The organism is Runella salmonicolor (genome assembly GCF_024158025.1).
Taxonomy (GTDB): Bacteria; Bacteroidota; Bacteroidia; order Cytophagales; family Spirosomataceae; genus Runella; species Runella salmonicolor.
On record NZ_JAMZEL010000012.1, the window covers coordinates 1 to 14,831 of the forward strand.

The 14,831-nt window shown below is 44.4% G+C and carries 11 protein-coding genes and 1 rRNA gene; 2 read left to right on the forward strand and 10 right to left on the reverse strand.

Translation table 11 applies throughout. The features are described from left to right. The 10 genes from NCI00_RS22640 to NCI00_RS22685 form a co-directional block, all read right to left on the reverse strand. Positions 1–202, reverse strand: a 16S ribosomal RNA gene (locus NCI00_RS22640); the annotation flags it as partial. Between the two features lie 607 nt (positions 203–809). After that, on the reverse strand, positions 810–1,529 hold the full coding sequence (gene bshB1 / locus NCI00_RS22645) for a bacillithiol biosynthesis deacetylase BshB1 (RefSeq protein ID WP_253531552.1): 720 nt from the start codon (positions 1,527–1,529) through the stop codon (positions 810–812). A gap of 6 nt (positions 1,530–1,535) precedes the next feature. After that, entirely contained in the window at positions 1,536–2,615 is a 1,080-nt protein-coding gene (locus NCI00_RS22650; protein WP_229599135.1) for a M23 family metallopeptidase, read from the reverse strand. Between the two features lie 72 nt (positions 2,616–2,687). Next, complete coding sequence (gene trxB / locus NCI00_RS22655) at positions 2,688–3,629, reverse strand: thioredoxin-disulfide reductase (protein WP_114463802.1); 942 nt, start codon at positions 3,627–3,629, stop codon at positions 2,688–2,690. Positions 3,630–3,798: 169 nt separating this feature from the next. Beyond that, entirely contained in the window at positions 3,799–5,781 is a 1,983-nt protein-coding gene (locus NCI00_RS22660) for an OmpA family protein (protein WP_253531555.1), read from the reverse strand. Between the two features lie 7 nt (positions 5,782–5,788). Further along, the gene (locus tag NCI00_RS22665) at positions 5,789–7,771 is read right to left on the reverse strand and encodes an OmpA family protein (RefSeq protein WP_253531558.1); all 1,983 of its coding nucleotides are present in this window, start codon (positions 7,769–7,771) and stop codon (positions 5,789–5,791) included. Beyond that, on the reverse strand, positions 7,726–8,328 hold the full coding sequence (locus NCI00_RS22670; protein ID WP_253531561.1) for a 7-carboxy-7-deazaguanine synthase QueE: 603 nt from the start codon (positions 8,326–8,328) through the stop codon (positions 7,726–7,728). Before NCI00_RS22670 ends, NCI00_RS22665 begins: the two co-directional genes overlap by 46 nt. An 88-nt stretch (positions 8,329–8,416) precedes the next feature. Further along, positions 8,417–9,424, reverse strand: coding sequence for a transaldolase family protein (locus NCI00_RS22675; protein WP_253531564.1), 1,008 nt, complete (start codon positions 9,422–9,424; stop codon positions 8,417–8,419). A 107-nt stretch (positions 9,425–9,531) separates the two neighbouring features. Further along, positions 9,532–11,451 (reverse strand): alginate lyase family protein, encoded by a 1,920-nt coding sequence (locus NCI00_RS22680; RefSeq protein WP_253531567.1) that lies wholly within the window; start codon positions 11,449–11,451, stop codon positions 9,532–9,534. A gap of 63 nt (positions 11,452–11,514) precedes the next feature. Then, positions 11,515–11,973: a DUF5606 family protein gene (locus NCI00_RS22685; RefSeq protein ID WP_253531571.1), complete on the reverse strand. Its 459-nt coding sequence runs from the start codon at positions 11,971–11,973 to the stop codon at positions 11,515–11,517. 194 nt (positions 11,974–12,167) lie between these two features. On the opposite strand from NCI00_RS22685, the gene NCI00_RS22690 reads away from it, so the two are divergent. Continuing rightward, positions 12,168–13,256, forward strand: a complete 1,089-nt coding sequence (locus tag NCI00_RS22690; protein WP_253531574.1) for a plastocyanin/azurin family copper-binding protein — start codon at positions 12,168–12,170, stop codon at positions 13,254–13,256. 54 nt (positions 13,257–13,310) lie between these two features. Further along, entirely contained in the window at positions 13,311–14,813 is a 1,503-nt protein-coding gene (locus NCI00_RS22695; protein ID WP_253531577.1) for a DUF7133 domain-containing protein, read from the forward strand. Positions 14,814–14,831: the final 18 nt, after the last annotated feature.

The window sequence follows — 14,831 nt, forward strand, 5'->3', positions numbered from 1 at the left end:
GATAAATCTTTAGCAATATCTCCATGCGGAGTCCCTGCTTTATGCGGTATTAATCCCTGTTTCCAAAGGCTATTCCCCTGTGATAGGTAGGTTGCATACGCGTTACGCACCCGTACGACAGTGACATTGCTGCCCCTTCGCCTTGCATGTATTAGGCCTGCCGCTAGCGTTCATCCTGAGCCAGGATCAAACTCTCCATCGTAAATTCTATTGAAAATCAAATTGACTGATTCGCAAAAGACTAGCTATTAAACCTTAACTTACTCATCATTTCAAAGAGCTAACCAAACTTTTTTCTTTCGAAAAAACCTCACATCGTTTGTGAGAATTTCGTGTTTGGGGTTGCAAAGGTCTGAATTTGAATTCTTATTTCCAAATTTTATTTTTGATTTTTTTACTCTTCAAAAATTCATTTAGAACAACCTTTTCAATTTTTCCCCTCACTCATTGTTTGGGGTTGCAAAGGTCTGAATTTGAATTCTTATTTCCAAATTTTATTTTTGATTTTTTTACTCTTCAAAAATTCATTTAGAACAACCTTTTCAATTTTTCCCCTCACTCATTGTTTGGGGTTGCAAAGGTCTGAATTTGAATTCTTATTTCCAAATTTTATTTTTGATTTTTTTGTTTCTCAAAATTTTATTTGGAATTTACCTTTATTTTGCCCCTTACTCGTTGTTTGGGAGTGCAAAGGTAGGTAGTTGATTTTATTATCCAAGGCCTTTTTCGAAAAAAAATGACAATTCTCAAAAGTTCTTTAAATAGTAAAATGCTACTTACTTAATAGTGCAATTTTCTAAGTATTCCCACTAGATAAGTGACCACAAATTATCTACGCCCAGTATTCTGCGAGAAGTAAAACCTTCTCCATACTTTACGCCTATATAGTGTCCATACTCTTTTGATCTGGCTTCCAAAAACTCTAAAAACTCGGGAGAAGAAATATAACTATTGGGTTCTTTACTGTTAGGGTCATGAAATTGGCTACGAAACGCTCGGATGGCCTCTTCTTTCTTTTTCCAGTAAGGCGTTATATCTACTACAAAATCGGGCTTAATGTATCTATCTTGGGTAAAGTGGTAGATAAACTTAGGCCGCCAAGCCGCCTGAGCGTTTCCAAACTCATCAAATGTATCTATTTGGCGCAGTCCAGATAAGAAACAAGCATCATAAATGAGATTTGCCCCTTTCCCATGGTCGGGGTGCCGGTCTTCTTGGGCGTTGGCTAAGACTATTTCTGGTTGGTATTTCCTTATATAAGGTACAAGGGCCAGCTGGCTTTCCTTATCATTTTGAAAAAAACCATCTGCTAGTCCAACATTATCTCTGACTTCAGCACCAAGTATTTTGGCCGCTGCTTCAGCTTCAGCCCTACGGATTTCGGGGGTTCCGCGTGTTCCCAACTCTCCACGGGTCAGGTCTACGATTCCTACACGCCGTCCTTGGGCTATGGAAGCCAAAATAGTACCAGCGCATCCCAACTCTATGTCGTCAGGATGCGCCGAAATTGCTAGTATATCAAGTTTCATTATTATTTATTTTACGCGAAGCTTTTGGCCGATTTGTAATCGTGCGCTTAACCGAATGCGGTTCTTTTGTGCCAACTCAGAAGCCGACATACCATATTTATTGGCAATGGAGTCGAGAGTTTCTCCCCGGCGTACCCGATGCAGAACGGTACGTTTTACTGCCGCTTTACTTATATCAAACTCACTATCAAACGCTTTGCCACCTCGGAGGTGATCCCAAACACGGGGCGATAACACAAAACGCTCGCTCCGAATGGTTTGTCCGGGAAAATCCCAGACCCATGCAGGACTAAACGGATTGCCCTCGTAACGGTTTTCATAATGAAGGTGGTCGCCATAGCTTCGACCCGTATTTCCTCCCAATCCAACCATATCGCCCGCTTTTACGAGCTGCCCTACTTCAACGGTTGTTTTTGATAAGTGACCATATAATGTTTCGAGACCATTGTAATGACGAACCAGCACGAATCTTCCGTAACCGCCGCCATTGTAAGCAACTACTCGAACAATTCCGTCGTAAGTACTATATACTGGATCGCCAGTATTTAAGTCTAAATCCATTCCTTCGTGCCATCTTCCCCAACGAGGGCCAAACTGTGAAGTCACTTTTGCTTCGCTCGTGGGAAGATTCCAAAAACGCCCTTTTCCGGGGTCATACAATCGAAGGGTTAAATTATCTTCAAATTCTAGCGGATTGAGATTGTAGGGGTCGATGGTTTTTGAATCCCAGATGGTATAGTAATCAGCTACCTGAACCCAATCATCTCCAACTTGTACAGAATCGACAATTTCGGCTACCGTGGTTTCTCCTTCGTCAATGGTTCCTGTGGTATCGTCTGCTACGGTTGGATTAATTTCTTTTACTGGCTCAAACTGGTTGGAGAACCGCATTTTGGGCGTAGTGGATTCAAACTCCTCAAATTCGTCTTTTTGCGGCTTGATTACAGGGGTACTGACTTTGGGTTCCTCTGTTTTGTTGGGCTTAATTTTTGGATTTTTTTTGAATAGACCTTTCTCTTGTGCCTGCAAGCCCGAAAAGCAACCAATGGAAAGGAGTACAAACAAGTAAGCAAACTTGGCTTTCATCAGCGATTGGTTTAGCCGACTTTTGAGTAGGGGGAACGCATCCATGCCTACTCAAAAGTCGAAAGTTAAACATTAGTGTAAGCCTTTCTCCGCCAAATAACGTTCTGCATCCAACGCGGCCATACAACCGGTACCTGCAGCCGTTATGGCTTGACGATAAATGTTGTCTTGTGCATCGCCGCAGGCAAATACACCTTCTACATTCGTCTTAGAACTTCCTTTGATGGTTTGGATATATCCTGCGCCATCCATATCAATGTATTCTTTGAAAATATCGGTGTTGGGTTGGTGCCCGATGGCTACAAAAAAGCCAGTAACATCCAGTACAGTCGATTCACCAGTCTTAATATTGCGAATTTTTGCACCCGTTACTTCTCCATTACCAATAATCTCTTCAGTTTCGGTATTCCACAATATTTCGATATTGGGCAATGATTTGACACGGTCTTGCATAATCTGCGAAGCCCTCAACTCATTACGACGAACAATCATGTAGACTTTCTTGCAAAGTTTTGACAAATAGCTGGCTTCCTCACATGCCGTATCTCCTCCTCCTACAATGGCTACCTCTTGATTACGAAAGAAAAATCCATCACAAACCGCGCAAGCCGATACTCCATGCCCATTCAGGCGTTGCTCTGATTCCAAGCCGAGCCACTTTGCAGATGCGCCAGTAGCGATAATGACGGTAGGTGATTCGATAAGATGGTCATTGTCAATCCAAACTTTATGAAGGGTTGGATCCGAAAAATCTACTTTTGTCGCTAATCCGTATCGAATGTCACTACCAAAACGGCGCGCCTGCGCCTCAAAATCCATCATCATTTGGGGGCCCTGTACTCCTTCTGGATAACCAGGGTAATTATCAACCTCGGTCGTGATGGTCAATTGACCGCCAGGCTGTCCGCCTGTGTATAAGACCGGCTTCAAACCGGCACGAGATGCATAAATTGCTGCTGTATACCCCGCGGGGCCTGAACCAACTATTAAACAAGAAACTTTTTCTGAAGACATTACGAAATTACGATTAAGATTCAACGATTTCTCGACGGTTTTTATATTAAATTCTACAACCCATTCCTAAAAATCGTTCATCTATTCAATGCAATTATTTGCAAAAGAGTTGCAAAATTAAGTAAAAAAGTACCGGATAACAAAACGAAAGGAGGCCGCTTTTCAAAACTCACCAAATGCGCCATTCTATCCGACGATTAAGCTGTCGATTCTCTTCGGAGGTATTCGGAGCCATCGGTTTGGCCTCTCCAAACCCAATGGCGCGAATGCGCTCACGGGAAATACCCGCCGTAATCAGGTAGTCTGCTACGCTTTGCGCCCGTTTTTGGGAAAGGATTTGATTTTGTTTGGAATCCCCAACGTCGTCGGTATGGCCCGCGATTTCGATGCGCAAGGTGGACTGGAGTTTCAGCTCTTCAATCAACTTGTTGAGTTCAGTCCGCGATTTATCCTGAAGGTCAGCCTTTCCTGTTTCAAAATAGATATTACTCAAAACCCCGAACGTGTTAAGGTTCATCGGTTCCAATTTAATGTCAAGTTGCAGCCCCTCTGCCTTGTTTTTTTGCGTGTAATCGAAGGATAAACTTTTATAAAAATAGCCCGCCGCGTTTACGTACAATCCCCATTCGCTTCCGTTGGGCAGGGTAGTGAGATACTGTCCATTTTCGGTATCCGTCGAAAACCGTTGAACGACCTTTCCCGTCTTTAAATCAATTAGTTCAAGATTTGCCTTCACTGATTTTCCCGAGCGGGCGTCTGTTACCAGTCCTTTTAAGTAATTGGCCGCGTTGAATTTTTGTTGCAGCTCGGTCGGCACTCTAAACCGATATAATCTGGATACCCGCTGATTTCCAACCCGCTTGGTATCCAACGAATAATAGCCGTATTGGCTGTCGGACGTAATGACCAAAGCCACCTGATTATCTGACGTATTAATAGGATAGCCTAAGTTCTCGGGTTTTTGCCAACCCGTAGCGGTGCTATCGGAGAAAAACAAGTCATATCCGCCAAAGCCTTGATGGCCTTCGGAAGCAAAAAATAGGGTGTGGCCATTGGCGTGTAAGTAGGGTGAGGCTTCGTCGTCGGGGGTGTTGACTGGCCCTCCAATATTTTTGGCGGCACTCCATTCGCCATTTTTTTGAAGAGAAGTGTACCAAACATCTCGTCCGCCGATACCCCCTTTACGGTCGGATATAAAATATAAGGTGCGGCCATCGGGCGACAGCGTTGGTTGCGACTCCCAAAAAGGCGTATTTACGTTGATTCCGATGTTTTTGGGTGCGTCCCAATCTTTACCGTTTTTACGGCTGATGTATAAATCACAACTTCCGTAGCCATCCCGACGGTTACAGGCCGTAAAAACCAGCGTGCGACCATCGGCCGACAGCGTTCCTGTTCCTTCATTTTCAGCGGTGTTTATTTTATCCGAAATCGACACAGGCACAGTCCAACGGCCATCTTTAAAATGGGTAATGTACAAATCTTCATCGTTTTCGGGTCTTAATGCGGTAAACAAGAGCGTTTCACCGTCGGCAGTCAGGGCGGGGAAATACTGAAGAATGAATTGATTGACCGTGTCCGATAATTCTTCGGGACTAATGACCAAGGGATTTTCGATGGCTTTCTCGCCGAATGCGCAGGTGAGCAACTGCCGTTGTGCACGCTTTTGGGCTACACTATTCGGTCGTAATAAAGGAATATAGTGGGTTAAATCGCTTTTAGCTTGGGCATATTCACCCGCTCGCAAGTGATATTCAATGAGCTTCTGATAGGCGGCAGCCGACTGCGGCGCATCGGGCCGCAACGTAACTACCTTTCGGTAAGATTGCAACGCCAAATCGGGCTGCGTATAAATTTCATACAACTGGGCTTTGCGAAAATGGGCTTCGGCAAAAGTGGAATCGTATTTCAGGGTTTCGTCGGTCCACCGATTGGCTTGCTCGTAATTTTTCTCAATAAAAAACTTTGTACTTCGCTCAAATGCTTCAATCGCTTTTTTATTACCCGAAGGGTTGGGAAGAAAGGATTGGGAAGATTGGGCAAAAAGCGACGAAGAAATAAGGAGACTAAAAAAGAATATACTCCTATTTCGCACGGCTGAAGATTGCAATAATCTCGTCCAGCACAATCGTTCATTATGGCTCTTTTTCATTCTTATGTTATTCAATTATTCGCCAAGAAACCCTACGATTTAGACGACGAGCCTCCTCTGATTTATTATGAATCAAGGGTTTACGATAACCAAACCCTTCTGCGCGTAAACGTTTTGAATCCACTCCATTCATCATCAAATAATGAACCACTTTTTTTGCCCTCTCCAAAGAAAGCTGTTCATTATACTTACTATCACCCAAATCGTCGGTATGCCCCTCTATAATCAACTTAACAGACTTATTTTTTTCCAGAAAATACACAAGTCGGTCCAATTCTCCACTTGATGCCGCCTCTAATTCAGCGCTTCCTGGCACAAACAGTACATTTTTTAATACCTCACTTTTATCAGAATGGAAACGCACTAATGCTATTTCCATTTCCTTGTTTTCAGTGATTGTAGCCGAATCTACCCTAAGTATTTTGGGGTAATAACCACTACTTTCCACTAAAACAAACGCATCTGCCCGATTAGGAAAAATAACCACACACTTACCTGTAGAGTCATTGGTTGCGTAGACCGACAGCGGAAATGATGATATGCGTTGATTATGGATAGTTAACGTAGCCTTAAGAGGTTTACGTATTTCGGCATCCAATACTTTTCCTTTCAGAACAAACGTTCTTGGACACAAAGCCGCCAGTGTATCTGGCAATTGCGTGTAACAAATCTTAGAGCCTGCCGTTATGCCGTCCTCTTTATCAGACAACTTGTATTTATATGAATAAAAAGCCTGTCTACAATCGGGGGCAATGTAAAAACCCTGTTGGTCTGCAAAGTCATTCAATGGATACCCCAAATTAACAGGAACAGACCAATGAGTACCGGTCAATTTGGAAAGATATACATCAAAACCGCCCATTCCTTCTCGACCGTCTGAAGCAAAAAAGAGCGATTCATTGTTGGAGTGAATAAAAGGCGAAATTTCATCAAACGCTGTATTAACGGTTTTCCCAAGATTTTGAGGGCTCGTCCACTCACCCGAAGTGTCCAATTGGGAAACCCAAATATCTTTCCCACCAACTCCCAAGGGGCGGTCTGACGAAAAAAACAATGTACGTCCATCGGCCGAAAGGCCCGGCTGCGACTCCCAATTTTGAGAATTAATAATCGGCCCAAGGTTTTGGGGCATTTGCCACGTTTGGCCTATTCTTTTAGAAATGTATAAATCACAACTGCCAAGGCCGTCTGGGCGATGACATGCCGTAAAGACCAGAGTGTTTCCATCGGCAGAAATACTACAAGTCCCTTCGTTTTTATCGGTATTTATTATCTGGGAAAGACTACGGGGAACAGACCAGCCAGTTTCTTCTTTTTGAGAGACAAACAGATCTTCATCCCCCCGAAAACGGGTAAAAATCAGCGTCTTTAAATCGGCCGTCAAAACGGGATAACTTTGAAAATCGTTACCATTAATCGGCGAAGGTAGGAAAAAACGAGAGGTAGAATCAGCATTGACAGCCAATACCTTTTGGGCGTAAATACATTGACTCAGATAGCGCTGTATGTTTTTTTGATGGGGAAGGTACGTGCCAGGGAATTTTAAATACCCCTGAAAAAAACGAACGGCTTTTGAATAAACTCCTTGAGCTAAATAATGCTTCCCAAGAATTTCATATAGGTTTTTGAACGCTATTTCGGTAGAATCCAATTCTACCGCTTTCTCATAAAAATTAATGGCTTTACCTTTTTGCGTCAAGTCCCGTTCTAACAATTGGCCGATGCGCATATAAGCGGGCGCAAACGTGCTATCTAAAATAATAATCTCGCGAAATTCTTTTAGTGCCTGTTCAGGATTAAACTGCAACGTCCGATTGGCAGCCTCAAATTCTTTCTGAGCCTGTTTTTGAACGCGCTTTTGGGCTATTGATGTGAAGGCAACCAGAAGAAGTAAAAAGAAATGAAGCAACGGTAGGGTTCTACTCCTAAAATACAGGCTAAACGCTAAGGAATGTCCATGTATTTGTGAGTCTGTAACGAAACGCGCCATTGCGGATGCTGTTTTACATACTCAACGATGAGAGGCGTCATTTCTTGCACACGGCTCCATTCGGGTTGAAGCAATAAGACACATTCTTTGTTGACCAAGGCAGCGTGTTGTTCGGCAAATTCAAAATCCGTTTTGTTATACACAATGACTTTCAGTTCATGGGCCTGTGCATACACGCTCGGATGAGGCGCTTTAAATTTTTTGGGAGAAAAACAAACCCAATCCCAACGCCCTGACATCGGGTGAGCACCGGAGGTTTCGATGTTGGTATGAAAACCAGCCGCTTGCAACGCTTCGGTGAGTTGCTCCAAATTGTGCATTAATGGCTCTCCACCCGTTACAACCGCCATACGTGCAGGGTGCTTCAGCGCCTCTTCTACCATGTCTTTGATACTTACTTTGGGGTGCGCTTCTACATCCCATGATTCCTTTACATCGCACCACACACAACCCACGTCACAACCTCCGAGGCGAATAAAATAAGCCGCCTTGCCGCTGTGATAGCCTTCTCCCTGAAGGGTATAAAAGGCTTCCATTAAAGGGAGTACTTCGTTCATAGCTTAAAACTAAAATGTGGCCAGCGCAAAACACCGGCCACAGAATCTTTATTTGTTTTTCGTTAGTGAAATTTACCCCTAACGAGTATTATTTCAAATCTTGAATATCCAACATACCAACAGCTTTGCCGCCCTCGGTCACCAAAATGGTATCTACGCTGGTCTTTTTAAACAAGGCTGAGGCCGCATCCAACAAAGCATCTGCTTCAATAGAAACGGGCATTTTGTATTCAAAATCGCCGATTTTCTTGCCCAATACATCGCGGCCTTCCGAAGAAAGATAACGACGAAGGTCACCGTCGGTAAATACACCTTTTACGCTTCCGTCGGCATTCACTACCGTTACACAACCAAAACCATATTCGGTCATTTTAACGATGGCATCGGCCAAGGTTGTATCGGTTGAAACCGTTGGATTGACGCCGTTGATGGCTTCGCCTACTGTAACCGTGATAAGGCGTGTATGCTCCACAAACTGCTGCGTACCTAAAGCCGTAAAGCTGTTTTCGGTCAATACCTTCATGATTTTCCAAGGCACCGTAATGGTGTGGCAACCCAAATCAAGCGCGTTGCGTACGTGCTCTGCATTGCGCACCGAAGAAAACATTACCTTGGAATCTGAACCGTAAAAATTAACCATTTCTACGCATTCGCCAATCAATTTGATGGCGTCGTAGCCTTGGTCTTGCATCCGGCCCGCCAACACGCAAATGTAGCTTGCACCTGCTGCCATGGCCATATATGCCTGCTGGATGGTGTAAACAAGGTGTACGTTGACCATCATGCCACGGTCACGCAACAACTTACACGCCCGAACGCCTTCCAGCGAAACGGGAATCTTAAACACAGTTTTGGCAGGGTCAAGTCCCAGCGCCAATTGACGTTCTGCATCTTTCAGAATGTCTTCGGCGGTATCGCCAAGGGCTTCAATTTGTAAAACGGGAACAATCTTAGAGAGTTTCACAATCATGGCATCAAGGTCGGTGACTCCTTCGCGGTGCATGAATGTGGGTGTAGTGGTGAGACCCGCTAAAAAACCTAATTGAAACGCATTTTCGATTTCTTTAAGGTCGGCTGAATCAAGGTATAATTCCATTTTTTTGGGAAGAATTGTTAATCGTTGTATGTTAACTGCTTGTGGCAATTCGTAAAGTGTAGGTTACGATTACTCCTAAACAAGCAACTATTTTTAGGATGGTTTTTCTAAACAGGCAGCAAAGGTACGGCAAATATTTCGGTTTTGATATAACGCATTGAAGTTGAAAAGACAAGCCTTTTGGCTGGCACTTTCGTTCCATACAGTTCTGAGTACCACCCCTGCGTCTCGTGAGCCATCAATTCTTTGTTATTTTGGTCAACGGCTTTTATCGAAAATCCTTCAAAAAAAGCATCGGACGGATGCCAAATTTGGTACATTGGTACACTTTCGGGGGCGTTTTCGAGCCAATCTTCCACCAGCCAGCGGCATTCCCCGGTATATTTAGTTACTCGACGGCGATGAATAATGTTTTTTCCTACCTGACCAAAAGCCTGAATATACCCCTCAAAAATTTGGCATGACGGGTCACCTACTTGATTTTGCCATGCGCCGCTCGCCTTTTTTACCCAATGGTACCACACAAAACGCGGACCTTTCAGCATTTGGTCGTGTTGGCCCAGCATCAGCGTATTGTGCGAAGCCGTACCTGCAAAATATTGGGTCCACTTTTCATCAGTATTGTATAGATAAGAGCCTGCATCTCGCAGGAGATTTTTACCATTTACCCAAAGGTCAAAATGTAGATTATCCGCCTGAAACGGGCGGTCTTTGTAAGCTCCGCAACGAATAAAGGTCAGCGCATCGCCATCGTGCAGGGTGTAGTAACCTCCAGCATTAAATTGACGATTGTAGATTGACGACTGTCGATTTTGTCCGTTAAAAAATACCTGTTTTGTATTAAAATCAACAGTCAACCCGTACCAAAAACTATCTTCAAAACTACCTTCTTCAATTTTCAGAACCGAAGCCAAGGCATTCAATTGAGGGCGATAATCGCGGAAATGAGTTGTATTAAGTGGAAAAAACAAAGCGCCGTCGTTGTTTCCGTAGTTGGGCAACCACCCCGATTTTTTATCCTGACAGGCCCGCAAGAATTCCACCGACTTTTGAGCACGCTCGTACACCACGTTATCAAATCGCTCTCCGTTGAGTTGGGCCAGACGGATTCCCCAAGTAAGCAGTTGAATCACCACCCGATGATAATTCATCGAAAACTGCAAAAAAGTCCCGTCTTCGTAAATCTGATAGGCTATTTCTTCTTCAAACCATTGTTTACCAAGGGTTTTCCAGCGTTTTGATTCAGGAAAGAAGGGATACAAAAGCCCTACTAAATACAACGTGAGGGTTTCGGTAATGGCGTGGTTGTTGCGAACCGCAATGCGCGAAAAATCAATATTTGCCTCTACGTGGCGCATTTGCCAATAAATGACGTGCATCATTCGCTGAAAACGCTCTTTGGTCAGGGCAGGCGAATTTTTGTAATAATGCAGGGCAAACGTCCAGTTGAGCACCCGCAACGAGATTTCCTGACTGCACCGCCAATTGGGGCCGCAATTAATTGGGTTGGCCGTTATCCAACTGTCTATTTCGCCAAAAACCGTTTCTGAAAAATCTTCCTTAGCATAGAAATCGTACCGAATCAAGGGATATAAAAAGGCAAAACGGGATTTTTCCCAAACGTATTTTATATCGCCCGCCGTGGGTGAAAAGTCAGGAATTTGGGTCCAATGTTTGGTGGCATCGTAGCGATAACCGTTGGTGGGGTTGGTCAGCCAATCACTGACTGAATAGTAGGTTGCGCCGAAAAACAGGATGTTTCCCTTCTGATATTCGGCTACTTGTTGTTTTAATGCGTCTGACGGTTTAAAACCGTCGGACGCATTTGCAATGAGTTCTTCCCGACTTTCGAAGAAAAACCTTCCTGGAAGTTCTTTCCATTGAGGTAGCGTAATAAACTCTTTTACAGGAGGATTGACGGAAAATTGGGCTTTCAACAGACCAGTCTTGCGGCGCAATTCGTAGCGTAAACGAAACCACACGTAGCGCGGCCCCATGTTGACCAGTAAGTTGAAAAAAAACAACATGCGTTAAAAAGAGAAAAAGCCGTGACCTTACATCACGGCTTCGTACAAAGTGTTGCGGTGAGACTACTTAGTTTCTTCGGCAGGCTGTTCGCTGCTTTCTTCGGTCGGTTGTTCTTCCGATGATTTTTCAAACACTTCTGGGGCGTAAGCCGTCAAGATATTATACCAATTGATAATTTTACGAATATCAGAAAGGTATACTTTTTCAGTATCATAGCCAGGCAAAACTTCCGACATAAAATCTACCAACTGATAATCCGACAATGTTTTTGCATCGAGCTTGGTATCTTGGTATTTTTCATGAATGCTCGCAAAGACATCTCCCAGTGGAGTGGCTTTTTCCTCATCCTGCATGAAGATAGAGATATCTTTCAACACTGACACCCGCGCCGAAGCACCAATCATTGATTTTTCGCGCTTGTCGTCCAAACTTTCAACAATTACACCTCCACGACCGGGTTTTAAAATACGGTACAACCCACTTTTACCCGAAAAATTGGCAATTTCTTTCAACAATTCCATATCCAATGGTTATAATAAAACGTTTCAATCCATTTATTGAGCGGCAAAAATAAAGGAATTTCGCGAATCCGTCACATTTTCCCAAAAGCCGCATTTCATTAACGTTCAAAACAGGGAGAAATAGGCTATTTTTGTCATTAAATTTTACAAAACGCATTTCTCTCCAAAGAGTTATTCCCCAAACCCACTATTTCATGCGTCTATTTTTAATTGTTTTCGGTCTTTTTATTGCTACAAAAAGCTTTTCCCAATCCGATACCACTATTACATTACAAGCCATTACGGGGCTTCAATATGATTTAGTAAGGATTGCCGTAAAACCTTTACAGAAAGTAACAATCATTCTTAAAAACGAGGATGATATGGCTCACAATCTGGTGTTTACCAAACCCGACAAACGCTTATCGGTGGTTGAAGCAGCCATTAAAATGGGCGATAAAGGGCAAGCGGCCAATTACGTACCCGAGTCAGAAGATGTATTGGCGGCGAGCAAAATATTGATTCCCAACACTACCCAAACATTTACGTTTACGGCCCCCAGCACCGAAGGGGCATATCCTTACGTGTGTACTTACCCAGGGCACGGCTATGTCATGTACGGCGCACTCTACGTGACTACCAAGCCGTTACCTCCCTTGGCAACCGACCCCAACATTCCGCCTTCTCGCCAAAACACCGAGATTATCGTCAGTTCCCCGCATCCGTTTGCGCTAGAATACCCGCTTTTGTACCGCACATTTATGCCTGATTGCAGCCCAGCGGCCATTGCGGTAGCGTTGACATCTACGCATTCGTACTGTTTCGACGCGGGCAAATGTTATCTGCGATACGCCTGGGCAGGCGGGTTTGTGGACAACACCGCCCATTGGAAAGGCAATGGCAATGCGTTTGCCAAAATTCAGGGGAATATATATTTCAAAGATAACGTTACCTACCCGCTGCGCGTGGGCAAAGCCGACAAATTGCCCGATGTGAGCTTCAAAGGATATACTTTAGCAAACCGTTTGCCCACATTCAACTATGCGCTAGACGGCGTTGACGTAAAGGAAACATTAAAAAGTCTCGCCAATGAAGAAGGTCTGACCCGCGTCTTTACGTTTGCCAAACCCACTACACAAACATTGTATTTTGTTACCAAGACTGACGACGGAATCACGTACAAATCGTCCGTGGGGAAATGGCAAAATGGCACGCTGACGATTCCTAAAGGTACCTCAAAAGTGACATTGACCATGAACCGTAACAAGACACAGCCCCCACACGCTGCCGCCCACAACCATTGATTTTACTATATTTTTAAGAGACGTAATTCACTCATTTATAGATGCTTATTTAGCATGAAAAAACATTCTTCATTCTCTCAGCTAGTATCGTTTTTCTTCGTTGCCTACTTGCTTTTCGGCTCATTCAACGATTGTTTTGCTCAGCGCGATACCATCACAAATTACTACGAAACCGAGCAAATCAAACTCCCCAAAGGCCTACGAGCCGAGACGGGCGGCATGGATTTTATGCCCGATGGGCGCTTGGTGGCGTGTTTTCACTTGGGCGAAGTAATGACCTACAACCCTAAAACAAAAACGTGGAAGAAATTTGCGGAAGGGCTACACGATCCGTTGGGCGTGGTGGCCGTCAGCAATTCGGAGATTTTGGTGGTGCAACGCCCCGAAATGACCCGCATCAAAGATACCAATGCCGACGGCGTAGCCGATGTATACGAAACCATCACCGACGATTTTGGAATGTCGGGCAATTACCACGAATTTGCTTTTGGGCCGTTGAAAGACCAAGAAGGCAACCTCTTTATGGCGCTCAATGTCGCATCCAACGGCGCAGGCATTCGCCCCGAAATACGTGGGCAATACGACTCACTCAGTCGCGAAGGACGGATGTATTCCTGCGTGCCGTATCGCGGTTGGGTCATGAGATACAATGTTAAAACCAAAAAACTGGAGCCGTACGCCTCAGGTTTTCGGTCGCCCAACGGCCTGGGTTTTGACGCTAAAGGCCGACTTTTTGTTTCTGACAATCAGGGCGATTGGCGCGGAACTAGTCCGCTGTATCACGTCGAAAAAGGAAAATTTTATGGTCACGTTGCCAGCTTGATTTGGCAGGAAGGTTTTCCGAGGGTAAAGCCTTTGTCGTTGCCTGTGGCGCAGCTCGACAGCATGAGAACGCGCGAATCCATCGCATTCCCCCATACCGAAATCGCCCACTCTCCTACCCAACCGCTGTTGGATAATACGGGCGGAAAATTCGGACCTTTTGCGGGGCAATTATTCATCGGAGAAATGGATTATCCACGATTGGTACGGCTGCTAATGGAAGAGGTAAATGGCCAATTGCAAGGTGCCTGCGTTGCTTTTGGCGACGGAACGGGGCTACTAAAAGGCAATAATCGACTGGTATTCGACAAAAACGGCGACTTATGGGTAGGACACAACGACCACGGCTGGGTGGGCGACGAAGGGCTTTCAAGGATTCACTGGAAAGGCAAAGTACCACTGGATATAATGGCGATGAATTTGACCACGGAGGGCTTCGAACTTACCTTTTCCTTACCCGTAGACCCCAAAATCGCCTCTAACCCTGAGCTTTACAAGTTTCAACGGTATTACTACAAATACCACCAACCCTACGGTTCTCCTAAAACCGATGTGGCCGACGTCGCTATTAAAGAAGTGAAAGTCTCCCCCGACGGCCGTAAAGTGACATTCAAACTAGCGGAATTGAAAGCGGGTTATGTGTATGACCTAAAGATGGGAGAACTACAAACTCCCGACGGCAAGTTGCTGATGAACAGGGCGGTGTTTTATACTTTGAATCAGTTGAAGAAGTAATTGGATATTTTAAAAAAC

Coding starts and splice junctions, on each gene's coding strand:
- NCI00_RS22650 (WP_229599135.1), bottom strand. CDS start 2,615: ATGAAAGCCAAGTTTGCTTACTTGTTTGTACTCCTTTCCATTGGTTGC.
- NCI00_RS22695 (WP_253531577.1), top strand. CDS start 13,311: ATGAAAAAACATTCTTCATTCTCTCAGCTAGTATCGTTTTTCTTCGTT.
- NCI00_RS22685 (WP_253531571.1), bottom strand. CDS start 11,973: ATGGAATTGTTGAAAGAAATTGCCAATTTTTCGGGTAAAAGTGGGTTG.
- NCI00_RS22665 (WP_253531558.1), bottom strand. CDS start 7,771: ATGGCGCGTTTCGTTACAGACTCACAAATACATGGACATTCCTTAGCG.
- bshB1 (WP_253531552.1), bottom strand. CDS start 1,529: ATGAAACTTGATATACTAGCAATTTCGGCGCATCCTGACGACATAGAG.
- NCI00_RS22680 (WP_253531567.1), bottom strand. CDS start 11,451: ATGTTGTTTTTTTTCAACTTACTGGTCAACATGGGGCCGCGCTACGTG.
- trxB (WP_114463802.1), bottom strand. CDS start 3,629: ATGTCTTCAGAAAAAGTTTCTTGTTTAATAGTTGGTTCAGGCCCCGCG.
- NCI00_RS22675 (WP_253531564.1), bottom strand. CDS start 9,424: ATGGAATTATACCTTGATTCAGCCGACCTTAAAGAAATCGAAAATGCG.
- NCI00_RS22690 (WP_253531574.1), top strand. CDS start 12,168: ATGCGTCTATTTTTAATTGTTTTCGGTCTTTTTATTGCTACAAAAAGC.
- NCI00_RS22670 (WP_253531561.1), bottom strand. CDS start 8,328: ATGAACGAAGTACTCCCTTTAATGGAAGCCTTTTATACCCTTCAGGGA.
- NCI00_RS22660 (WP_253531555.1), bottom strand. CDS start 5,781: ATGAAAAAGAGCCATAATGAACGATTGTGCTGGACGAGATTATTGCAA.